The organism is Paenibacillus whitsoniae, assembly GCF_003955665.1.
GTDB lineage: Bacteria > Bacillota > Bacilli > Paenibacillales > NBRC-103111 > Paenibacillus_E > Paenibacillus_E whitsoniae.
The window spans coordinates 129989-151822 of sequence record NZ_RXHU01000054.1 but is presented as its reverse complement, the minus strand read 5'-3'; the positions used below and the strand labels follow the sequence as shown (position 1 = coordinate 151822).

Genomic DNA, 21834 nt, shown 5'->3' with positions numbered 1-21834 from the left:
AAAGTTTGTATCTTTACTTCTTCGCTATTTTTTTTACCCTTTGACGCCTCCGAGGGCAATGCCTGCAATCACCTGTTTTTGCCCGATAACGAAAATGACGAGCAGCGGAATGATCGCCGAAACCGTACCGGCCATGATGAGCGAATAATACGCCCCGCTTTCGGAAGAGAACTTTTGGATGCCGATTTGAACGGTCGCGAGAACATCGCTTCGCAGGAAAATCAATGGATTCTGATAGTCGTTCCAGGTCCAAATAAAGCGCAGAATGCCGTAAGTGGCGATGGCAGGCTGCACAAGCGGCAGGGCAATTCGAGTGAAAATGACAAACTGACCTGCCCCGTCGATGCGCCCGGCATCCAAGTATTCTCTGTGAATGCCGAGGAAAAACTGCCGAAGCATAAACGTCCCCAGCGCACTGAAGGAACCGATCAGAATAAGTCCAAGATGCGTGTCGAACAAGTGAAGCCATTTAAAGATCATAAACTGCGGAATGATAATGGATGAGCTCGGAATCATAAACGTCATCAGAACGACCGCGAACCAGATTTGCTTCCCCTTAAAATCAACGTGGGAGAAGGCGTAAGCGGCCATGCTGGATACGACCATGGAAATCAGCGTCGTCAATACGCTAACTTTAATCGAATTCCAGTAATACCGCATAAATGGATGCTCGCCGGACCAGACCTCATGATAATTTTGATAGGCTTGCCAATGCTTCGGAATCCATTCGATCGGATATTTGAACACATCGATTTCCGGTTTCATCGAAGCCGACACCATCCATACGAAAGGAAGCAGGAACGCTACTCCCACGATCAGCAGAAGAATCGTGACGATGATCCTCCCAAGTTTCCCTGTTGTTTCCATAAACCTGCCTCCACACCTAGTAATTGACCCATTTTTTCTGTCCGTAAAGCTGAATAACGGTAATGAGCAGCACGCAGCCGAACAAAATCCATGCCATGGATGAGGCATAGCCCGTCTTCAAATTTTCGAAGGCCGTCGTATATAAATAGTACGTAATCACCGATGTGGAGTAAGAGGGGCCACCATTCGTCAGCACTTTAATAATATCGAAGGATTTGAACGAGCTGATTAATCCCGTAACGAGCAGAAAGAAGGTCGTCGGCGATACCAGCGGCATCGTGATTCGCAGAAATCGGGTCCAAAGCCCTGCCCCATCCATATCCGCCGATTCATACAGATCCTTCGGAATCGCCTGCAGCGCCGCCATATACACAATCATGCAGAAGCCGATGCCGATCCAAACCAGAATGAACATCACGGAGGGGAGCGCGTAGTGCATGTCAGCCAGCCATTTGGGCGGATCGGCAACTCCAAGTGCCTTAAGCGCTTGATTGATCGGTCCATAGGAAGGATGGAACAGCAATTGGAAAACAATCGCCACCGCCACAATGCTGGAGATGTAGGGCATGAAGAAAATCACTTTAAACAAACTTTTCATGTACACATACTTATCTATGAGCACCGCTAGAATTAACGCGAGAATAAGCTGTATCGGCACGACAAGCAGCAGCACCAGATTGTTGCGGAACGATTTCAGAAACACTTGATCATCCATCAGCAAAGAGTAATTTTTAAATCCGGTAAATTTCATTTTGTCCAATCCTGCAATGAAGCTCCAGTCGGTAAAACTGAGAATCAGCGAGAGCAACGTAGGAATAATGGTAAAAATAATCAAACCAATCAGCATCGGCCCCACAAGGATGTAGCCCGCCAGATTCTCCTTTTTTTCGCCTTTCATCTTACGAAGAGAGAAGGCCGGTTTTGTTTCAGTTTTCAGCACGATGTCTCACCTCTGTGTTCTTGTTAAAATAGCTGTCTCGCTTCTGCGCTAACGATAGTCTTATTAAACTGTTTTACGAGGCAAAAAAAAAGTTACAGATTTGACTATTCTTCAAAATATTTGACTACTATCCCGCTCGGAACCCGCAGCGGAAAAAGCGCAGCTTCGAATCTTCCAAAAGCTGCGCCGCATACTTGACTAATTGTAGACGTTAAACTCTCTAACGGACCACCAGTTCGTTCCCGTACCTGTCTGCACGACCTTCAGATAACGCGCGGTTTTCGGTGCAAAATTAATTGTAATCAATGGATCCGTACCGGTTCCACTGGCGACCTCGCTGCCCCAATTCGTGCCGTCGCTGGACACAAATACCTGGTATCCGCGCGCATAGTCCTTGCTGTTGCCGGTGCAGTCGATGGTCAATTGATTGAAAGTTTTGGCCGCTTTCATGTCGACAATGAAATATTGGCCAGGCACCATATCCGTCCCCGTCGTCCAGCGGGTGGACATATTGCCGTCCAGCATATTGCTTGGTGTGCTGTTCACCGGTGAGGTCGTCGCCGTCCAGCCTGTGCGGTCGAGTGCTGAGCCGCTGGCCGCTTTCGTATACGCGCGCACATAGTCCACATACATTTTCTGCGGCAATGCTGAATCATCAGGACTCGTTTTCCCGGTAAACGGTGTGTTTGGCCCGCCAATCGCCAAGTTCAGGATGAGATAGAACTTCTGGTCAAACGGTGCCGGATAAGCAGCGGAAGGTGTAAACCATCCCGTTTTCGTGGAATAGAGCACATCGTCCACATACCAGCGGATGGCATTTTCTTCCCATTCAACAGCAAACGTATGATACGCATCCGCAAATGTTTGTCCGCTTGGCAAGAAGTAGCTGCCTCCCGACGAGGAGTTGTTCGGCCAATCGTTGCCGTAGTGAATCGTACCGGAAACTTTATCGGTGACATCCCCGCGATTTTCCATAATATCGATCTCGCCGCTCTTCGGCCAGCCGCCGTACACACCATCTGTGGACAGCATCCAAATGGCCGGCCACATGCCTCTCCCCTGCGGGAGCTTGGCGCGTATCTCGAAACGACCGTACTTCCAATCGCCTTTATTTTTGGAAATAAGTTTGGCCGACGTATAAGACTGCCCGCTATAGCTCTCTTTCTTGGCATTAATGACCAGCGAGCCGTTTTCCTGATACGAATTGTCTCTACGGCTAGTATAGTACTGGAGCTCGCTGTTGCCGAACCCGCCCCCTTGATCGATAAGACTCCATTTGGTGGAATCCGGGGCCGAGCCATTCGTTCCGTTAAACTCATCCGACCACACCAGCTGCCAGTTGTCGCTCGGTGCCGAGTACGCGGAATGTACCGGCATCAGGCCAACTGTTAATAACAATAAGATGATGAACCACCTTCGTTTGTTCAAATGGTATCTACCTCGCTTTCATGAATCGTCAGTTGTAGACGTTAAACTCTCTAACAGACCACCAGTTGGTTGCCGTAGCGGTCTGGACCACCTTAATGTAACGTGCTGTTTTCGAGGCAAAATTAATCCTAATGAGCGGGGCCGTACCGGTTCCGCTGGCGACCTCGCTGCCCCAATTGGTGCCGTCGTTGGACACAAATACCTGGTATCCGCGAGCATAGTCCTTGCTGTTGCCGGTGCAGTCCATGGTCAATTGATTGAAAGTTTTGGCCGCTTTCATATCGACAATGAAATATTGGCCAGGCACCATATCCGTCCCCGTCGTCCAGCGGGTGGACATATTGCCGTCCAGCATATTGCTTGGCGTGCTGTTCACCGGCGAGGTCGTCGCCGTCCAGCCTGTGCGGTCCAACGCCGTGGGGGTGCCTGTGCCGACGCCCTGGAATTCAGCAACGGTCTGCCTCATCGCAGTGCTTGGCGAATTCGCATAGACGCGGCCACCATTGTTATTGATCACATGCGTAATCTCGCTGCCCGCTGTTCCCGAGAGCCAAATCGTCGTCATGTGGTGCACCTTGACGCCGGTGACATCCGGTACCTCAATGGCGCTGTCGAGCTTGACTGCCGCATCTCGGAAGAACGAATACACGCCAAGCCCCCAGGCTTCATGCGTGGTGACGCCATCCGCGACTTTATAGGAGGGATAACCGTTCTCCATACCATTCTTGCTCATCCAGGACGACTGGTTCGGGACATCGTACGGAATTTCCGATTGGTAGAAATAGGTGCGTCCGCCATTGCCGTTCCACAGCGTCTGGTACTTGTTGTGATGCTCATTGAACAAGCCGTAGATGGTCACGTCATTGCCATTCACAATCAGCCCGTAATTGGAGTCGTTCACGCCCCAACCGCTGCCGGTGCCGTGATCGGCTCGCCAGATCCAGAAGTGATCCCCAACCACATTGCTACTGTTGATCTTCAAGTCGATGTCGGCGAGGCCTGGACCTGCGCCGCCAACCCGGAAGTACAGATCCTGTAGAATCGTCGGATTTGAGCTATGGCTAAGCGAGCTGCCCGTCGGTCCGACTTCCAGCAGCGACGGTGACATGGACGGGCCGGCATCGAAGAGAAGGCCCGAAATTTTCACACCGTCGACATCGGCCACCGACATCGCAATTTTCCCGTTATCCGGAATGAGAGTCGGCAAGCCGATACCCAAGATAACCGTATTCGCATTGTTGATACGAATCGTATCATTTAGATGGAAGATGCCCGGTGTAAACAGCAGATGCTTCCCTTGATTCAGCGCAGCATTAATGCTCGCGGCTGTCGCCGTTTCCGGGCGGGCAATATAGAACTGATCGATGGAGAGCGAGGAACCCGGCGTTGGGCCGTTGGCCCAGCTGACGCCTTTGGTATTCGTTTGCAGCGCAGGAACGAAGACGTTATATTGCCCGTTGCTGTTGACGTACAGATACGGCTTTTCACGCACGACAGGGGTATTGGCGACAATCGTGTAGGGCGGATCCGGGAACGTCGCCGCAGGCGGTAAAGCATCTCCAACCATCACTGTGTTCCAGACAGAGCCTCCCCAAGACGCATATTGGTTGTTACGATTGAACCACTGCTGCTGCGAGGCTGGTGTGACTTTATTGTCTACAACGGAATCCGCCAAATAACCGCCGCTGGCCCAGCCGGCATTGAAGTTGGCATCGAAGTCGAACAATTCCAAATTGCCTTTGACGTGAACGCGACGCATCGGCGCAGCCTGCGAGACAGCCCATCTCATTTTGCCGCTCGACGGCGCTATCGTCAGATTCTCAATGGAACGCCAAAAGTTCTGCGTCGCGTTGCCATTCGCCCATTTGGCGTCGACATTCAGTCCTCCGGTAATACTCACATCCCCGGGATTTTGCCCTAATCCGGCAATATGCGTATAGAAGCCTTCCCGAATATTGACATTGTATGTGCCGGGCTTGAAGAGCAGCGCGTACCGCTGAGAGCCAAACTGATTCTTCTCCTGTGTGGTGAAAATGGTGCCCGCCAGACTCTCGATATCGGCAGCCGGCATCGTCGGGTCGAATACATACACATTCGGCCCGAACATCGTGGTGTTTGCGTCGCTGATCGAGGCAGCTTTGGAAATGCCGGAGAACACAGGCAATAAACTGATTGCCAAACTTACAACGGAAACAGCCGCAAGCACTTTTTTGATCATGACTCCTAATTCCTCCTCAAATGAAATTGGCAAAACAAGTTGGAGTTCCAATCCCTCGTAAAGCGCTTTCACCTCCCTATATTGGGTATTGTAATCAAAAATAGGCGATCTTCTAAGCAACTAAAATGACTGTTTTTAAAAATCTTTTACCATTTATTTACTACCACCACACCAATAGGTGCCTAACCATGCACAAAGAGGCCCCTATATAGGGCCCCCCGATTTTACTGCTATTCTTCCCACGTGCATTTCAACTAATTATTGATATAACGCTCAAATATAAATCCAAAATCCTTAATTTTCAGCTCCGTATGCTTCGTCTTGAGCCAATTGTACACGGACGCGTTAATCGCGTCGAACTCGCTGCTGACCGCAGTCGCTTCCGTCGAAATACGGCCTGTCGCTTCTTTAGCGATCATCACGCTTTGCTTGGCATAGTCGTATAAATGGTCGTTGTGCTCGACCGTCTCGGCAATTTTGTTAAGCGCTTTGTACAGGTCTTTGATCTGTTCAATCTGTTTTTTGTCCACATCAATCGAAAAAGCGACGGAACCGATCGTAAATTTGATTTCAACATCCAAATCAATGGTCCCCGCCGTCTCCAGATACACATCCGAAATGGCGTGAGAATGATACGTGTACCGTTTCAGCATCCGTTTGCTGCTGATCGCACTATCACCGTCCAGATGAATGAGCGCAAGATTCGTAAAGCAGTACTCGTCTTTCTTCGACTTAATAATGAAGAATACTTTCTCGCCGTCCTCATGCATGACGTAATCGTCAGAATCGACCTTATCGAAATCGGCCGGACTAATGACTTTTCCAATATCGCTGAGTCCGAGCGCATCTGCCGCGAGCTTTTTGAACATGGCAATCATCCTCTTTTCTGATAGATTTCACCATTTCAGTATAACTGATTTCCACTGCCGACAAAAGCCGAAGCTCTAGCCATGAATCCGAACCGTGGATCCCCGAACGATCAACTCGCCATCCAGCGCCTTCATGTCCGCCTGCACGCCATCAATCATCGCCAAAAGAAGTCCTACGGCCTCAGTCGCCATCGGCTGACGAGGATAATGTAGCGTCGTGAGCGGAGGATCCGTTTGCGCCGACATCAAAATATTTTCGCACCCTGCTACAGCCAGTTCCTCGGGAACGCGCACTCCGGCTCCGCGGCAAGCGGACAGGCAGCCGGCCGCCATCAGATCGTTCGCGCCAACGAGCGCCGTAAAGGGCGCCTTCCCTGCCGCGAGCCTCACGCCCAGTGCCCTTTCCGCATCCTCAAAGCGCCCGCCACCATCCAATTGGTCCTCCGGATGCCACGTTAATCCCGCCGCAGCCAAGGCTCGCAGGAACCCCTCGAACCGCACCTCGTAATGGCTCGCGCTCGCGATTTCTCCGCTCATAAAACCGATGCGCGTGTGCCCCTGCTCCTGCAAATGCCGGATGAGCTTGAGCAGCTCCGCCTCCCAGTCCAGATCCCGGTAAGCGATGCGGCTCCCCGCCTGGCCGGGCTGCATCACAGACACCACCGGCACCTCGCGTGATTCAAAATCGGCCACCGTCGATGCTTGCAAGGATTGTCCCAGCAGCAGGATGCCATCGACCCTGCCCATGAAAACGCTCTTGAGTTGATCTTCCTCTTCCTTCCGATACGTATGGAAAAAAACAAAGTACCCATGCTCTCTCAATTCATGCTCCAGATGCAGCAAGATACCTGCCTCAAACGGATTGCCGAGATAATTGACAAGCACAGCGATTTGCTTCGTTTTTTTCGTTTTCAAGCTGCGCGCGAGCAGATTCGGCTGATAGCCCAATTCCTCAATCGCTTGCAGCACCTTTCTTCGCGTTTCTTCCTTAACAATTTTCCGGTCATTCAAAACATACGAGACCACGGCTGAAGATACGCCAGCCCGGTCTGCGACCTCTTTTCTGCTTACCATCTCATTCACCCATTCCCAACTAATCTAAGGGGACAAAGCGTTTGACGACACTGCAGCCCTCTAACTTCCTTAACCGTACCATAGATTGATAAGAAACAAAATGGTCACCGAAATTTCACGAACATTCTCCGATTGACACAACTTATCGTTCGTATTATGATAATCAAGGCAGAATGATCCAGCCACATACGTTAGAATCGTTCGTATATCCCCGAGAATTTGGCTTGGGGGTCTCTAGAGGAAGCCATAACTTCCTAGCTACGACGGGTGCTTGCTTTCGCATACCCGGTTGGCTAGGTTTTTTTGCGTCCAAATTTGAGGTACTGAAGGAGATTGCTGCTATGAAGGCCTATGATTTTATCGTTGTCGGTGCAGGACCTGCCGGTATTTTCGCCTGCTATGAGATGACGCTGCTGCATCCGAACGCTCGTATTGCGCTTGTCGATAAAGGTCACGACATCTACAGACGCAGTTGTCCCATCTTGGAAAACAAAATCAAGCTCTGTCCGCCGCCTGCCGGGAAAAAAGATTACGCCGGTTGCTTGCCCGCTTGCTCCATTACGTCCGGTTTTGGCGGTGCCGGTGCATACAGCGATGGCAAATTCAACATCACGACGGAGTTCGGCGGCTGGATGACGGATTATCTTGCGCCAAGCAAGGTCATGGAGCTGATTCGATACGTAGACAGCATCAACCTGCAGCACGGAGCGACCGAATCCATTACGGATCCGACGACCGAAGCCGTCAAGCAAATCGAACAGCGCTCTTATGCAGCGGGCTTGAAATTGCTTCGCGCCCAGGTTCGCCATCTCGGCACCGAGCAAAACTTGATGATTTTAAAATCGATCTACGAGTACTTGACGCCCCGTATCGATATGATGTTCAAAACGGAAGTCGAGGACATCCTGACGGTCAAAGATAACGATAAACACGTCATCCAAGGCATCCTTCTGAAAGACGGCACCGAGCTTCGAAGCGCTAACGTCATGCTCGCCCCAGGCCGCGATGGCTCGGCTTGGCTGACGCAGGTGCTCAAGAAGCGTCGCCTTCGTATGTCCAACAACCAAGTTGACGTAGGGGTACGCGTTGAAACATCCGACGTTGTCATGCGCGAAATCAACGAGCATCTCTACGAGGGCAAATTCGTTTACAATACATCCGTCGGGACGCGCGTACGTACGTTTTGCAGCAATCCATCCGGCCACGTTGTTGTGGAAAATCACAGCGGCATCATGGCGGCGAACGGCCATTCCTATAAAGATCCGGTGCTCGGCTCCGCCAATACGAACTTTGCCCTGCTCGTCTCGCACAAGTTCACCGAGCCGTTCGATAAGCCGAACGAGTATGCGCGGGAAATCTGCAAACGCGCCAACGATCTGTCAAGCGGCGGCGTCATCGTGCAAAAATTCGGCGACATCATGCGCGGCCGCCGCTCAACGGCCGACCGGATTCGCGAAGGCTTTCTTGAGCCGACGCTGGCCGAAGCCGTGCCTGGAGATCTGGGACTCGTGCTTCCTTACAACACGATGAAGAGCCTGATCGAAATGATCCACGCCCTTGAAAAAGTGACGCCGGGGATCGCTTCCGAACATACACTCTTCTATGGCGTCGAAGCGAAGTTCTATTCCGCTCGCCCCAAGCTTAGCGAAACCTTTGAAACCGAGATCAAAGGTCTCTACTGCGGCGGCGACGGCGCAGGCATCACACGCGGTCTGGCCCAAGCCGGCGCCGCAGGTGTCTGGGTTGCGCGCAACGTGCAGTTGTAACGATTTCCGAGGAAATCGGACACGTTTCGTCATCCGTTTCCACGTTTCTCTCAATAGACCAATGTTCAATTCAAATCGAGCTGAACATTGGCTTTTTTGCGTCCAAAAAGGCTTTTCAATCGCTTTTAAATGTGATAACATAAAACCGTCACAACAAATGAAAGCGTTATCATTTTGAGAAGGGGGATTTTACAATGAATGTAGCGCTCGATGTTATGAACACGTATGAGGATTTCAATTTGGAGAAAGATATTATGTATTTCCGGGTTGGCGAACAGGGGCTGGTCTCGTTCCATGGCAAAAACTATCATGTGAAGAAACGCCTCAGCTCCGATCAGATTCAAGCGATGACAAGCGATGCGTCCTTCTTTAAAGTGAACACGGACTGTTATGTCAACACACGCAAAATTCAACATATTCAGGACGGCAAAGTATTTTTTGACACGAAAGGCAGCGAAGCCAAATATACGCCGATCACCAAACTTCGCCAGCATAGGTTGAAAGAAATCGTCCAACTGCAGAGATCAGTGTAACCCTTGAGAGCAAGATGCCGAACCTTCGGGCACAAAAACAAAGGAGCGACGAATCACAGATTCGAGGCTCCTTTTGCTGTTTTATGAGATTTTAGAAAGCGATTCATTCTGATGCTCACGGATTAAAAACCGGATGTACTCGACCGTCGTTTCTTTGACCTTTCTCGCTTCTTCCAAAGTCGCGAAGGCGTATTCAGCATGATCGGTGCTTCCATACTTCTTCAGTTCTTCATAGTTCATCCCAAGTGCGGAATAGTTGTACACAAGCTCATACGGGGTTTTCGCATCCACTTGTTTGACGAATATGTCTTTGGTGAAAAACGAGCCCTGCTTCTCTACTTTAAAAATGACCCGGAACGGCCGATCCTTATCGGAGACAAAGCATTTAATGACAACGTCAATTTCCATCGTTTTGTAATCCAACGTGTTAGCAGGTTCCTGCTTCGGCTTCTTATGCATCCACTGTTTCAACTTCTTCAGCAACAACAAAGCTTCCTCCCCATCACGTGAACTTATCCATATTTTAATAGATTCGTTCTGGATTGACAACCCACATGTAAATTCTTTGTGAAAATTTAAGAATATGTTCCGTTATTCAGCATTCTGCATGGGCGAAGAAGACGCTCCTTTGGTTCCGCGATATTTTAAAATGATGATCAGGCACAGCAGTCCTGTTAGCCCACCGCATACGATAAACGCCCCGTTCGCCCCGAATCGGTCGGCAATCCAGCCTGAAAGCAGACTGCCGATCGGCGTCGAGCCCGCAAAAACAAGCGAATACACACTCATCACCCGCGCGCGGTATTCCTCTTTGGCGCTCATTTGCAGCAGCGAGTTGCTGTTCGTCGAGAACATGATGTTGAAAAATCCGGTCATCGCCAGCAGCAGGCCGCACGTCCACACCGAGCCCGACAAGCCGTTGCCGATCAAGCAGAGCGCCACGAGAATGCTCGCCGCCATGCTGACTTTTATGCGCGGGCCCATTTTGCTCCGAAACGACATCATCAGCGCCCCGGTCAACGAGCCGACACCCAGGCACGACATGAGGGTACCGTACGTCGTCTCACTCATATGCAGCACATTTTTCGTAAATACCGGAATGAGGATGTTAAAATTAAACGCCAGCGTTCCGATCACCGAAACCAGCAGCACGGTCGGCGCAAGTATCGGATCTTTGGCAATGTAGACGATGCCGTCCTTGATTTCTTTCAATACGCCTTCCTTCGCTCTCGTTTTGCGCACATACGGAGCCGCTTCAATATGAATAATGCCGTACAAGACCGCGATAAAGCTGACCCCGTTCAGCAAAAAGCACCAACCGGCGCCAAGCCAGGCCATCATCACCGCGCCGATGGAAGGTCCGACAATACGCGCCAGATTAAACGTCATCGAATTCAAGGCGATTGCGTTCATCAAGTCCTCTTTGCCGACGATTTCAATATTAAACGATTGCCTTGTCGGCATATCCAGCGTGTTGTTCAGCCCGAGCAGCAGAGCGAGCACCAGAATATATTCATATCTTACCGTGTCCGTCAGCACCAGCGCAGCCAGCGTGAATGCAAGCATCATCGAGACCGATTGGGTGATGATCAGAATGTTCTTCTTCGGAAATTTATCGACTATAATGCCGGCAAATAACGAAAACAGCAAAATCGGCAGAAACTGGCATGCGGCAACCAACCCGAGCTTCAGCGGCGAGCCTGTGAGCGTCAGCACCAGCCAGGATTGCCCGATATTTTGCATCCAGGTGCCGATGAGCGATACGCATTGACCAAACCACATGTAGCGGTAATTTTTATGCGTAAGCGCGTGAAAATGCCGATCGATAAAAACCGAGCCTGCAAGCTTCATATTCATACATCTAGTCGCTCCCCTGTGTAATGTTCAGCAGCATTGTGTCCCATTTTCTCCAAAATGTTCAGTGCCATTTCGCGCTCCTCGTCCGTCAGTCCCTTCGTCAGAAGCACTCGCCAACTGGCAAGCACGCCCCGAACATCCTCCTTGATCGCAAGCGCCTTCTCCGTCAAAAACACCTCGTTGCACCGCTTATCCTTCTCGCTCACCCGGCGGGTGACGTAGCCTTGCTCCTCAAGTTTCTTGAGCGCTTTCGCCGTTGTCCCTTTATCAATCTTCAAATAGTCCGCGATCTCCTCCTGCGTCAGCCCGTCTTCCCGATAGAGCGCATTCAGGAAAATATGCTGCCCTTTACCGATGCCATATACCTTGAGCCGATCCCCTATGTACGACTGCCCAATCCGATAAATCAGTGACATCCACCGCGGAATAGAATTCCTCGTTTCCATCATTACCGTTTCCTCCCTCCTCTTAAAATAAGACCGTCCTGCTTAAAAGATCATCTTCCTGCCGATTCGTTGCAATTGCCACTAATTTAGTGTATGAAAAAATCGTTGCGTTTGCAACGATTTTCTTGAGTATTCGCAGCGGGGAGCGGTTCTCTGCCTGCTGGGGTAAATAGCCAATGATTTCATGGCTTAATTGGACTCCACCGCAACCATTCTCTTAAATAGGCCATGTTACCACTGCTTAACTTGGGAAAATATTGCAATGAAAGCGGAAATCTACTGAAATAGCCAATCGATTTATTGGCTATTCTGAGTGAATCCGCTGCCAAGCTAGAATTAGCCAGTGGTTCCAATGGCTAATCTCCTTGTCGGTTGGCCTCCTTCCGGGCCGCCGAGTCTGCGCCAAACCCTCCCCCTGCCTCAAATCGAAATCAAAAGCCTGGCCGTTACCTAAGGCAGCAAGCTAGTTATCCAGCTACTTACTCTCCCTTCAACTCTATCCCATTCCGCCGCCCCTTCGCACAACTAGCTAACTTCTGCCTCCCTCCAACACGCCAAACACAAATAAGCGCGGTAAACCGCGCTTATTTGTTCTCTTTTCCACTATCGTCTGCAAATAGAAGCGGCAAACCGCTCTTATTTACCCCTCATGCCCCGTCAAAAGGAGGTTTGCAGCTTGATAACAGCGGTTTACCACGCTTATTGGGAGATCTACTGGAAGAATCACCGAAATAAGAGCGGTTCACCGCTCTTATTGTATTCACGCCGCCCAATCGTTCCGGGCCGCCGAGCGCTCCGGCGTGCGGCGGCCCGCAAAGCACGCTAGCATCGCGTGCCTACACGAACTTCACGCACACCGGCCGCGAGATCGCCGCCGCGATGCCCGTCTCCTCCAGGAGCCCTGTCTCTGCGCTGCGGCGCAGGACGACGAGGGTGGAGGCGTCCTGGTTCGCCGCCAGCAGGAAGCCGCCGTCCGGCGACAGGGCGAAGTTCCGCGGCGTCCGCCCCTGCGTGGACGCCCAACCCGCCACCGTCAGCGTCCCGCGCTGACGGTCCACCGCGTAAACCGCGATGCTGTCATCGCCGCGGTTGGACGCGTACAAGAAGCGGCCATCCCCCGACAGATGGATGTCCGCGCAAGTGCTCTCGCCGCTGAAGCCTGCCGGCAGCGTCGACAAGCTCTGCACCGCGGTCATGCGGCCCGCGGCGGCGTCATATGACAGCACCGTCACCGTGCTGTCCAGCTCATTCACCGCGTACACGTACCGCAGGTCCGCGCTGAACACCAAATGCCGCGGGCCAGCGCCCGCCGCGAGCGCCGCTCTCCGCGGCAATCGCATACACCAGCAGCCGATCCAGGCCAAGATCGGCTGCAACCGCAAACCGATTGTCCGGCGTCGGGACAATCGAATGCGCGTGCGGCGCTTCCTGCCGGTCCGCACGCGGGCCGACCGCTCCAGCATGCTGCAGCAGCTGGACCGGCGCCCCTAAGCTTCCGTCCGCTTGGATCGGAAGCACCGTGACATTGCCGCCCATGTAGTTCGCGACATACAGGCGGCGGCCTTCACCGTCCAAGCTGACGTAACAAGGCGCCGAGCCGTCCGTCGGCTGCTGGTTCAGCTTCGTCAGCTTGCCCGTTTCAGGCGCAATGGCATACGCCGCGACGGAGCCGCCTTTGCGTCCTTCATAGGTATCCGTTTCACTGACGGCATACAACACCGTCCGCGCTTCATTCAGCGCCAGGAACGAGGCATTGGGCAAATCCCGGTACGTGTCCACAATCGTGATTTCACCCGTTTCCGTATTCAGCCGGCAATACGAAATGCCAGTTGGCTCCGAGTCACTCGTATAGGCGCCAACATAAAAATAAGCCTCATTCAACAACCCCATGCTCCTAACCTCCGCATCATGAGAAATCCTTTTTCATTTTTATCCATTATGAGCCTTCAGCCCGCCTCTTGTCTACGCTTCTTTGCCGTCATGCGGGAGAAGCAAGCCCTTAGGACGACCGCCAACAAAGCGCCATACAGCGCCAACTCCATATCATGCTGCGCATCCCACGCATCGCCTTGCGCACCCACGAAAGTCGTGCCAAGCTCCGGCGCAACGAGAAAAGCCACCCACATCTCAATCAGCTCGTAAAAGGCGCCTAGCGCCAGTATCGTCACGCAAGCTGCCGCAGACTGCACGCCCGCCTTCATTCCCGTCCAGCGACCCAACGCTTCCCGGATCGGCAGCACACAAAGCAGCCCAAAGCTGGCATGCACGACCCGATCGTAGGAACTTCGCGATAGATCCGTGAATCCCGCCTGCTTCAACCAGTCCGTCACCAGGGGCACATCATAGGAATAATGCGCGCCGACGGCATGCAGCAGGAGAAACAAGCCGAGCAGCCCGTAAGCGCCAAGCGACAGTCTGCAGCGCCAATAGGTGAAGATAAGCCCGGCGACCGTGAGCCAAATCAGCAAATTTTCCAGCACCCAGTCTCCTCGGTCCGCAGGTTTGACTGCCAAGAGTCCCCACGCCGCCGCCCATATCGCCGCACCAGCAGCCGCACGTCCCTCCATTCGCCCTATCCGATTTCGCATAGCAACAGCCCCTTTGTTTTTAACCAAAGCGTACTGTACTTTCAGCGGCCTCCATAGTGCTAACTTTTTGTAGTACCTTGACCCCGTGGCCGGTTATACGGCGAAAATGGAAATTGTCGCCTCCTGCCCTTGGAGCGCCTGCTCAACGCGCCTGCGATGCGCCCCCATTTCCGACAACTCCGCGATCACAATGGCGATGCGCCCATCCTGATCCGCCCGCTCAGCGAGCTGCGCCAGCGTCGCATACTTGAAGTCTCCCCACGGCTCGGCCGCTTCCTCCCTCTGCGGATCGATCCACATCGGTGTGGAAAACCCATGAAACCACAGCATCTTTATCGCCTCCTCAGCAAATCCGCCTGTACCATAGAGTGCGACAGCCACACATCCAGCCGCTTTGACGCGCTCGATGACATCGAACAACATGACTTTCCGGCCGAATCGCTCCGCGTTCCGCAAATAGAAACCGTATAAGTAAGAAGGAAACCTTCGCGTCGCCAAACCTTGCGGCCAGTAGGCATTCAGAACGGATTGACCGTAATTGCAGCTAAGCAAAAAGGCTTCCGCCCCATCCGCATACCATCGCTCATCCAGCTCTTCGCAAATCGGCACCGCGTGTTCGGTGACAAAATTGTCCTGATGAATCAGGTCGCCGAGCTCCTGGGCTTCCCGCAGCATCGGCATGTCCAGCACGCGGTGGAGCGGCTTGCTCCAACTGATAGCCTCCCGAGAGGCGCGAGGCAACCACGCCCCCTTATGCGCCAACAAATAGGCATAGTACCTCTGAAAAGCGAATGCGCCCTCCTGGCAAATCGCTTTCAAAGCCAGCTCATCCTCCGATCTTTTCAAAGCCGCCGTGACCGGTGTTACAAGACCGTTTTCTTCCTCCCGATACCGAAGTGTCGAACCGAAGTTCCCCATCAGCAGCTCCTCCAGGAAAGCCGGCGTCCGAGCAATGCGATCTCCCTCCTCGCAGCCTCCGCTTCCGGCACGGAGCATACTGCGTACATCCATTCCGGACATGCGCAGTGCATCGAGCCGATCTGCGCCGACAGCGAGCAAATGGCGCATGCGAGGCTGACCGCCGGCAAGCGCAACGATTCGTTCAAGCGCCTGCTGCATCGTACCGTTAAAGCCGATGTCCAGCGTCACAAGCGATGCGGGATCGCCGAATTGCTGTTCCACATACGTTATGAACCTGCTGCGATGCACCTCGATCGTCTGCGCCATGCGGCGCTCGACGCTTTCGCTGCTCAGTCTTTTCACAATACGGTCGTAGACCGTCTCTCCGTTCTCCAGGCGAACCGTGCGGCACTCCGCAACCTCCAGCTCCTGCCATGGCGCAAAAACCGCCGCTTCCTCCGGCAGCTCCAGCACCTCCCACAGCTCGTGTACTTTTACACCGTGTATGCCGAGCAGCTGATCGCGTTCCCGTTCTCCAAAGCTCGACATGCCTGCCAGCAGAACCGCTTGCCGCGACACGTACACCGGCTTTACCTCAAGCGTCATCCCCCGCAGCGATGCCGCCCGCTCCAGCATCGGCCCCAGCAAATAGGCTTCGCGCATCAGCGGATGCACCGTCCCGATCCCCTCGGCTTCGCACAGATCCAGCACCCATTCGCACAAAGCCTGCAAGAACGGGCCAAGCACCTGCGCCCCGAACGAATAAAAGAACTGCCCTGCGCTGCCCGGCTGAACAGCTATTCTTCCGGAAGCGGCCCCTGCCAGCTTGCGCAAAGATTTCCAGGCAGGCAGCACCTGACCGTGGCGCACCTGCTCCCAGTGGTGCAAATTCGCAAACGACTCGGGGATGACGCCGTAGTATACAGAGCGAATCCCCGCTTTAGCCGCCCCGTCGACGTCGGCGGCCCTGTTGTCGCCGATATGCAGCATACGGCCGGAAGCGATCTGTGCATAGTGCGCTTTTACTTTTTCAAATAAATAGCCGGACGACTTGCCGTCCCCCTCCTCCGAAGAGACCCAAAGCGAATGAATTAACGTCAGATCGAGGCCGTTCGACGCAAGTAAATAGCGCAGCTGATCTCCGAGCAAGTACATATCGGATACAAGCGCAACCGGGATGTCCCGCTCCCTGCACGCTTTCATCAGTGAGACAATATGCGGGTTCAAATACCCGTATTCCGCTTCTGTTTCAAGCTCCATGTCGATCAGCGCCTCTCGATCGCAGACGGTTTCCGGCATTTCCGCATAAATCAGCGGGAGCGTCACTTCGCCAAAACCGGTACGAGCCCGCTCGCGCTCCCTTGCCCGCCGCTCCGCCTCCATCCGCATCGCCTGAAAGGCCTCCGGAGCAATCGACGCAGCTAACGTCCCACGGGCGTGAGCCTTTCCGGCAGCTATGCCAAATAGATCAGCCGGTTGACTGCACATCCGAAAATACAGCGTATCGAAAATATCCAGGCAAAGCAGATCGATGTCTTTTAATTGGATGGCCGTCAAATACATATCCGTTTTCCATAGTTCCGTATCGCCCTGCACAGGTATGCCCCTCTCTTATTCAACCGATTTGAGCGTTTCAGCAAATTGCGGTAAGCTAGAAGACATATTCTATTAGATAAACGAGGTGCGCCATGATGTCCGAACAACCGTTGGTTTCCGTCATTATCCCTACCTACAACCGCCGAATTGAGCTCGCCGAGCTTGCAGAATCATTATACCGCCAAACGTACAAACATTTGCAAATCATTATCGTCAACGATTGCGGACCTTCCGTCGACTTTATCTGCGATCTTTACCCTGAGCTGCACATCGAAATCGTTAACATGCCGACCAATCAAAAGCACGTTGCAGCGCGCAACCGCGGCCTGCAAGAAGTGCGAGGCGATTACATCATGCTTTGCGATGACGATGATTTGCTGCTGCCGATGCACACCGAGCGGATGCTCGCGGAAATTCAGGACTGCGACCTCGTCTACCCCGATGTGGAAATTTTCAATTACGCTTTTGAAAATAATGCCCGCATCATCACGAACCGCTTCCTATTCGCCTACGAATTCGACATTCCGGCGATGCGCCGGTTCTCGACCTTCTTTTCCTCCGGCTGCCTTTTCCGCCCGGCCTTGATTAAAGCGCTCGGCGGCTTTGATGAGGAAATGTTCCACTATTGGGACTGGGATTTCTTCCTCCGGGCCGTTCAGGATTTCAGGGTGAAAAGAGCCCCCATCGCCAGCGTCCTCTACGCCTTCGCGCAGGATGGGCAGAGCAACATGTCCGGTCAGCATGACAGCATGCGACCCTTTCTGGACCTGCTCTCCGCCAAGCACGGTCTCGGCGAGCTGCCGACCAAAAACTTTTTCCTGCTGCTCGAAGAACCCGAAGTCAAAGCTCGGCAAGCACAGACCGAAATCGTCTGGGATCGCCAGCCGATCCGCTCACGTCTAACTGTATAGCCCTTTCGCGTATAAAGTCCGAAATTCGCTCGGCGTCATCCCTTCATGCTCGTGAAAACGCTGGTTAAAATAGCTCGGGCTCGTATAGCCCGCTTCCTGGGCGATGTCTTTGATCGGCCAATTCTCTTTCTCGATCAGTCGCTGTTTCGCATACTGCATGCGGCACAGCGTTATGAACGACAGCGGCGTCATCGACGTCGCTTTCCGAAACAATTTGCAAAAATAATACGTGCTCACGCCTGCGAGCTCCGCCCATTCCTCGAGAACAAAGGGCTCGCAGGCTTTTTGCTGCATCGCCGGCAGAAGCGTCACAATGCGCTCCACCGATTCCATGCCCCGGTTCACGGCCAGCGGCGCCGCATAGCTCATAAATTCGCTCAAAATGCGGTAATTCAACGTGCTGAGCTGCGTCGGCCGCAAAATTTGATGAAGCTCCGCCTCCTCCAACAGCTCGAGCAGCGATTGCTCTAGCTCGGCGCTCCGCTTAAGCGTCCACAAATTGCGCAGAAATCCTTTGGCTACAAGGAATTCCCGCAAGTGATCCCCATAGAAATGCACCCATCTCACATCCCATGGCTCATCCTTCGAGCTGTAATAGAACTGTTTTTGATACGGGAAAAAGAGAAAGGCATCGCCCTTTTGCAGTGTATGTACCTCGCCTTCCAGCTCCACATACCCTTTGCCGGCCATGATGACGTGCAAGCTGTAGGTCGTCCACAGTCCCTCGGGGCGGTCGACTTCATGGTTCGGCGAATCCTTATACCAGCCTACGGACTCGGGAAAAATAAAAAAATCCGACTGCTGCAGCTTCGGCAACATCACATGTCTCCTCATCGCATTCGCCCTCGCTCTAATGACAATATCCCGATAGTCTATTCAATATATTATTATATTCATTTTAAATAACACAATCTATAATAACAATATAACTTCACTACTTTTCATCCAAAAAGGAGATATACACGCCATGACCAAACTTCGCTGGGGCATTCTCGGCTGTGCCAAAATCGCTATGCGCGCTTGCATTCCAGGTATTGCCCAATCGGAAACGGGAGTCGTCACCGCGATCGCTTCCCGCGACCTTCAGAAATCTCAAGAGGCTGCCGCCAGCCTGAACATTCCGAAAGCCTACGGCTCGTACGAGGAATTGCTGGCCGATCCGGACATCGATGCGGTCTACATTCCGCTCCCGAATCACCTCCATAAGCCATGGACGATCCGCGCCGCTCAAGCCGGTAAGCATGTACTTTGCGAGAAGCCGGCCGCTTTAACCGCAGCGGAAACTGAGGAAATGGTAAGCGCTTGCGAGGAGAACGGCGTCCTGTTTGCCGAAGCGTTCATGTACCGTCATCACCCGCGTTATGCGCGCGTACAGGAAATTATCGCCTCCGGCGAAATCGGCGACATTCGCGGTATCCACGGCACTTTCACGTTCAGCAACCCGGACGATCACGCCAATGTTCGCTACAAGCGCGAGTGGGGCGGCGGTTCGCTGTACGACGTCGGCTGCTACCCGATCAGCGCTGCGCGCCTCCTGCTCGGCCGCGAGCCGGAAGCGGTGACAACGCACGCCTTCTTCTCGCCGGAGCATGACAATGTCGACATGATGATGTCCGGCCTTGTAGAATTCAGCGGCAATGTCGCCCTGACATTCGACTGCGGCATGTGGGCGGCGTTCCGCAACCGCCTGGAAATTCTCGGCTCGAAGGGCCGCATCGTGCTGCCGTCCGCGTTTGTCACGCCTACGCAAGAAACGACGGATTTCCAAGTAATCGTCGGCGCCGACGAGCGCACAGAGTCCGTTACGCTGCTCAACCAATATGCGCTGCAGGCCGATGATCTGGCTTATGCCGCGTGGGGCCGCAAATCGCTGCGTTTTGCCCCGCAGGATGCCATTGCCAACATGAAAGTGCTGGACGCCTGCCTCAAGTCGGCGGAAGAGCGCGCTCGCATCGTGTTATCTCACTAATATAGATGAAGGAGGCTTCTCACGTGGAGCATATTCAAATTAAAGGTCTGAACAAACCGGTTTCCAAACTGATCATGGGTTCCGACTTTTTCAACTTGTCGAACGGTCCGGTTGTCAGCGAAATTCTAGGGCATTACCTTGCGATCGGGGGCAATTGCATCGATTCCGCCCATAACTATTGCGGCGGCGAAAGCGAGCAAGCGATCGGCCGCTGGCTCGATGAGACGGGCAAACGCGAGTCGATGGTGCTCTTCACGAAAGGCGCTCACCCGAAAGGCGACGGCCCGCGCGTGAACAGCGAAGCGATTCGCAGCGACCTGTTTACGAGTCTGGAGCGCATGCGCACCGACTACATCGATCTGTACGGCTTGCACCGCGACGATCCGAACGTACCGGTCGGTCACATTCTGGAAGCGCTGAACGAGCACGTCGAAGCCGGCCGCATCCGTGCTTTCGGCGGCTCGAACTGGACGCACGAGCGCCTGCAGGAAGCGGCGGACTATGCGGCGAAGCACGGTCTGATCGGGTTCAGCTTCAGTTCCCCGAACCTGAGCCTCGCCAAACCGAATGAGCCGTTCTGGGCGGGCTGCGTATCGGTGGACAGTGAAGCGCTGCGTTGGTATGAAGCCAACCAGTTCCCGCTGCTTTCCTGGTCTTCGCAAGCGCGTGGCTTCTTTACCGGCAAGTTCTCGCCTGATGTGCGCGACAATGCCGATATGGTTCGCGTGTTCTACAACGATGAGAACTGGCTTCGCCTTGAGCGTGCGAAGCAGCTCGCAGCCGAGAAAGGCGTGAGCATGATTCAGATCGCACTTGCTTACGTGATCAGCCAGCCGCTCCCGGCCTGCGCGCTGATCGGTCCGCGCAGCGAGGCGGAGATGATCTCCTGCCGCGATGGCGCACAAATCAAGCTTACGCGCGAAGAGTTGGCGTGGCTTGACTTGACCGGTGCTGCGGTCTAACCGACAGCCCAAGCTTTAAGGTCATTTTTGAGACACCCGCCTGCCCGTCCCGTAGACTCCGCATCCGTGCCATGTTAAGATAATGAAAAGCATGTTAGGCGGAATGAATACTTTAGGAGGTCCTATGGGAAAGACTGACATTCGCCGAGACGCCATTATGCAGGCGCTGAAAGACAAAGGTTCGATTGCCCTCATAGACATTGTGAAGCAATTTGGCGTATCCGAAGCGACGGCACGGCGGGATCTCGAAATTTTGGAAAGTGAAAAACGGTGCATCCGCACTTTCGGCGGTGCCGTCCTCGAAAGCTTGAAGGTCGAGGTTCCTTTCTTCAACAAAATGGATCTTTTAACCGAAGAGAAAAAAGAAATCGCCGACAAAGCGCTGCGCTTTATTGAAGACGGCGATATTATCGGACTGACGGGCGGCACGACGACGACGTTCATTGCCAAGAAGCTCAATCAGTTCAAAAACCTGACGGTCATCACCAATGCCGTCAACATCGCTTATGAATTGATCGGAACGCCCGGTCTCCAGCTTATACTCACCGGTGGTGTGATCCGCACCCAGACATTCGAGCTGTCAGGCCCTCTGGCGAACGCGACGCTTGACAATCTCAGCATCCGCAAGACGTTCATGGGCTGCGACGGCGTCTCGCTTTCGCGAGGCATGATGATTTACAACGAGCTGGAGGCGGAGACGAACCGCCGCATGATGAGGCAGTCCATGGAGACGTATCTCGTAGCGGATCATTCCAAATTCACGCGCAGCTCCCTCTTCGTCATCGGCGAAGTCCAGGAAGCCGTCGGCATCATCAGCGACTCGGCCATTACGCCGGAGATGAAGCATGCATTCAAAGAAGCGGGGACACCGTTCTTGTAAAAAGCACAAAACCGCCACTCGGCAGCGAAG

At 53.3% G+C, this 21834-nt stretch carries 18 protein-coding genes, 1 pseudogene and 1 riboswitch; of the genes and pseudogenes, 6 read left to right on the top strand and 13 right to left on the bottom strand.

The window, feature by feature from the left end; all coding sequences use genetic code 11:
- Positions 1–33: 33 nt before the first annotated feature.
- The 6 genes from EJQ19_RS18195 to EJQ19_RS18170 all read right to left on the bottom strand — a co-directional run bounded on the left by EJQ19_RS18195 (position 34) and on the right by EJQ19_RS18170 (position 7396).
- A complete protein-coding gene (locus EJQ19_RS18195; RefSeq protein WP_126142657.1) occupies positions 34–867 on the bottom strand; it encodes a carbohydrate ABC transporter permease in 834 nt (277 codons plus the stop codon).
- A gap of 16 nt (positions 868–883) precedes the next feature.
- A complete protein-coding gene (locus EJQ19_RS18190; protein ID WP_126142700.1) occupies positions 884–1765 on the bottom strand; it encodes a carbohydrate ABC transporter permease in 882 nt (293 codons plus the stop codon).
- A gap of 240 nt (positions 1766–2005) precedes the next feature.
- Positions 2006–3205: a family 16 glycosylhydrolase gene (locus tag EJQ19_RS18185; RefSeq protein ID WP_126142656.1), complete on the bottom strand. Its 1200-nt coding sequence runs from the start codon at positions 3203–3205 to the stop codon at positions 2006–2008.
- 58 nt (positions 3206–3263) lie between these two features.
- On the bottom strand, positions 3264–5453 hold the full coding sequence (locus EJQ19_RS18180; RefSeq protein WP_126142655.1) for a discoidin domain-containing protein: 2190 nt from the start codon (positions 5451–5453) through the stop codon (positions 3264–3266).
- 254 nt (positions 5454–5707) lie between these two features.
- Complete coding sequence (locus tag EJQ19_RS18175) at positions 5708–6322, bottom strand: PH domain-containing protein (protein ID WP_126142654.1); 615 nt, start codon at positions 6320–6322, stop codon at positions 5708–5710.
- Between the two features lie 75 nt (positions 6323–6397).
- The gene (locus EJQ19_RS18170; protein WP_126142653.1) at positions 6398–7396 is read right to left on the bottom strand and encodes a LacI family DNA-binding transcriptional regulator; all 999 of its coding nucleotides are present in this window, start codon (positions 7394–7396) and stop codon (positions 6398–6400) included.
- Positions 7397–7577: 181 nt separating this feature from the next.
- A riboswitch (purine riboswitch) is annotated at positions 7578–7677 on the top strand.
- A 60-nt stretch (positions 7678–7737) separates the two neighbouring features.
- Here EJQ19_RS18170 and EJQ19_RS18165 point away from each other — a divergent pair.
- On the top strand, positions 7738–9162 hold the full coding sequence (locus tag EJQ19_RS18165; protein WP_126142652.1) for an NAD(P)/FAD-dependent oxidoreductase: 1425 nt from the start codon (positions 7738–7740) through the stop codon (positions 9160–9162).
- Positions 9163–9356: 194 nt separating this feature from the next.
- Positions 9357–9695 carry a LytTR family transcriptional regulator DNA-binding domain-containing protein gene (locus tag EJQ19_RS18160; protein ID WP_126142651.1) on the top strand — a complete coding sequence of 113 codons (339 nt, stop codon included), beginning with the start codon at positions 9357–9359 and terminating at the stop codon, positions 9693–9695.
- A gap of 81 nt (positions 9696–9776) precedes the next feature.
- Here EJQ19_RS18160 and EJQ19_RS18155 read toward each other — a convergent pair whose 3' ends face one another.
- The 6 genes and pseudogenes from EJQ19_RS18155 to EJQ19_RS18125 form a co-directional block, all read right to left on the bottom strand.
- Complete coding sequence (locus EJQ19_RS18155) at positions 9777–10181, bottom strand: hypothetical protein (RefSeq protein WP_126142650.1); 405 nt, start codon at positions 10179–10181, stop codon at positions 9777–9779.
- A 105-nt stretch (positions 10182–10286) separates the two neighbouring features.
- Complete coding sequence (locus tag EJQ19_RS18150; RefSeq protein ID WP_126142649.1) at positions 10287–11552, bottom strand: MFS transporter; 1266 nt, start codon at positions 11550–11552, stop codon at positions 10287–10289.
- Positions 11549–12001, bottom strand: a complete 453-nt coding sequence (locus EJQ19_RS18145) for a MarR family winged helix-turn-helix transcriptional regulator (protein ID WP_126142648.1) — start codon at positions 11999–12001, stop codon at positions 11549–11551. Before EJQ19_RS18145 ends, EJQ19_RS18150 begins: the two co-directional genes overlap by 4 nt.
- Positions 12002–12834: 833 nt before the next feature.
- A pseudogene (locus tag EJQ19_RS32605) lies at positions 12835–13888 on the bottom strand (lactonase family protein).
- A 56-nt stretch (positions 13889–13944) separates the two neighbouring features.
- A complete protein-coding gene (locus EJQ19_RS18130; protein WP_126142645.1) occupies positions 13945–14586 on the bottom strand; it encodes a DUF2238 domain-containing protein in 642 nt (213 codons plus the stop codon).
- Between the two features lie 93 nt (positions 14587–14679).
- Positions 14680–17082, bottom strand: coding sequence for an HAD family hydrolase (locus tag EJQ19_RS18125; RefSeq protein WP_126142644.1), 2403 nt, complete (start codon positions 17080–17082; stop codon positions 14680–14682).
- A 95-nt stretch (positions 17083–17177) separates the two neighbouring features.
- Here EJQ19_RS18125 and EJQ19_RS18120 point away from each other — a divergent pair, with 95 nt between their 5' ends.
- Complete coding sequence (locus EJQ19_RS18120) at positions 17178–17993, top strand: glycosyltransferase family 2 protein (RefSeq protein WP_420901689.1); 816 nt, start codon at positions 17178–17180, stop codon at positions 17991–17993.
- Here EJQ19_RS18120 and EJQ19_RS18115 read toward each other — a convergent pair.
- Complete coding sequence (locus tag EJQ19_RS18115) at positions 17982–18812, bottom strand: helix-turn-helix transcriptional regulator (RefSeq protein ID WP_338143338.1); 831 nt, start codon at positions 18810–18812, stop codon at positions 17982–17984. The two genes, EJQ19_RS18120 and EJQ19_RS18115, sit on opposite strands and share 12 nt — an antisense overlap.
- A gap of 148 nt (positions 18813–18960) precedes the next feature.
- Here EJQ19_RS18115 and EJQ19_RS18110 point away from each other — a divergent pair, with 148 nt between their 5' ends.
- From EJQ19_RS18110 to EJQ19_RS18100, 3 genes are all read left to right on the top strand, one after another.
- Positions 18961–19962: a Gfo/Idh/MocA family protein gene (locus EJQ19_RS18110; RefSeq protein ID WP_126142641.1), complete on the top strand. Its 1002-nt coding sequence runs from the start codon at positions 18961–18963 to the stop codon at positions 19960–19962.
- Positions 19963–19985: 23 nt separating this feature from the next.
- Entirely contained in the window at positions 19986–20924 is a 939-nt protein-coding gene (locus EJQ19_RS18105) for an aldo/keto reductase (RefSeq protein WP_126142640.1), read from the top strand.
- A gap of 124 nt (positions 20925–21048) precedes the next feature.
- Positions 21049–21804: a DeoR/GlpR family DNA-binding transcription regulator gene (locus tag EJQ19_RS18100; RefSeq protein WP_164716605.1), complete on the top strand. Its 756-nt coding sequence runs from the start codon at positions 21049–21051 to the stop codon at positions 21802–21804.
- Positions 21805–21834 lie beyond the last annotated feature (30 nt).

Excerpts from the sequence above, each read along its gene's own strand:
- EJQ19_RS18160 (WP_126142651.1), top strand. The coding sequence starts at position 9,357 with ATGAATGTAGCGCTCGATGTTATGAACACGTATGAGGATTTCAATTTG.
- EJQ19_RS18180 (WP_126142655.1), bottom strand. The coding sequence starts at position 5,453 with ATGATCAAAAAAGTGCTTGCGGCTGTTTCCGTTGTAAGTTTGGCAATC.
- EJQ19_RS18190 (WP_126142700.1), bottom strand. The coding sequence starts at position 1,765 with ATGAAAGGCGAAAAAAAGGAGAATCTGGCGGGCTACATCCTTGTGGGG.
- EJQ19_RS18100 (WP_164716605.1), top strand. The coding sequence starts at position 21,049 with ATGGGAAAGACTGACATTCGCCGAGACGCCATTATGCAGGCGCTGAAA.
- EJQ19_RS18110 (WP_126142641.1), top strand. The coding sequence starts at position 18,961 with ATGACCAAACTTCGCTGGGGCATTCTCGGCTGTGCCAAAATCGCTATG.
- EJQ19_RS18195 (WP_126142657.1), bottom strand. The coding sequence starts at position 867 with ATGGAAACAACAGGGAAACTTGGGAGGATCATCGTCACGATTCTTCTG.
- EJQ19_RS18150 (WP_126142649.1), bottom strand. The coding sequence starts at position 11,552 with ATGAATATGAAGCTTGCAGGCTCGGTTTTTATCGATCGGCATTTTCAC.
- EJQ19_RS18130 (WP_126142645.1), bottom strand. The coding sequence starts at position 14,586 with ATGCGAAATCGGATAGGGCGAATGGAGGGACGTGCGGCTGCTGGTGCG.
- EJQ19_RS18165 (WP_126142652.1), top strand. The coding sequence starts at position 7,738 with ATGAAGGCCTATGATTTTATCGTTGTCGGTGCAGGACCTGCCGGTATT.
- EJQ19_RS18145 (WP_126142648.1), bottom strand. The coding sequence starts at position 12,001 with ATGATGGAAACGAGGAATTCTATTCCGCGGTGGATGTCACTGATTTAT.
- EJQ19_RS18115 (WP_338143338.1), bottom strand. The coding sequence starts at position 18,812 with ATGTTGCCGAAGCTGCAGCAGTCGGATTTTTTTATTTTTCCCGAGTCC.
- EJQ19_RS18170 (WP_126142653.1), bottom strand. The coding sequence starts at position 7,396 with ATGGTAAGCAGAAAAGAGGTCGCAGACCGGGCTGGCGTATCTTCAGCC.
- EJQ19_RS18175 (WP_126142654.1), bottom strand. The coding sequence starts at position 6,322 with ATGTTCAAAAAGCTCGCGGCAGATGCGCTCGGACTCAGCGATATTGGA.
- EJQ19_RS18120 (WP_420901689.1), top strand. The coding sequence starts at position 17,178 with ATGTCCGAACAACCGTTGGTTTCCGTCATTATCCCTACCTACAACCGC.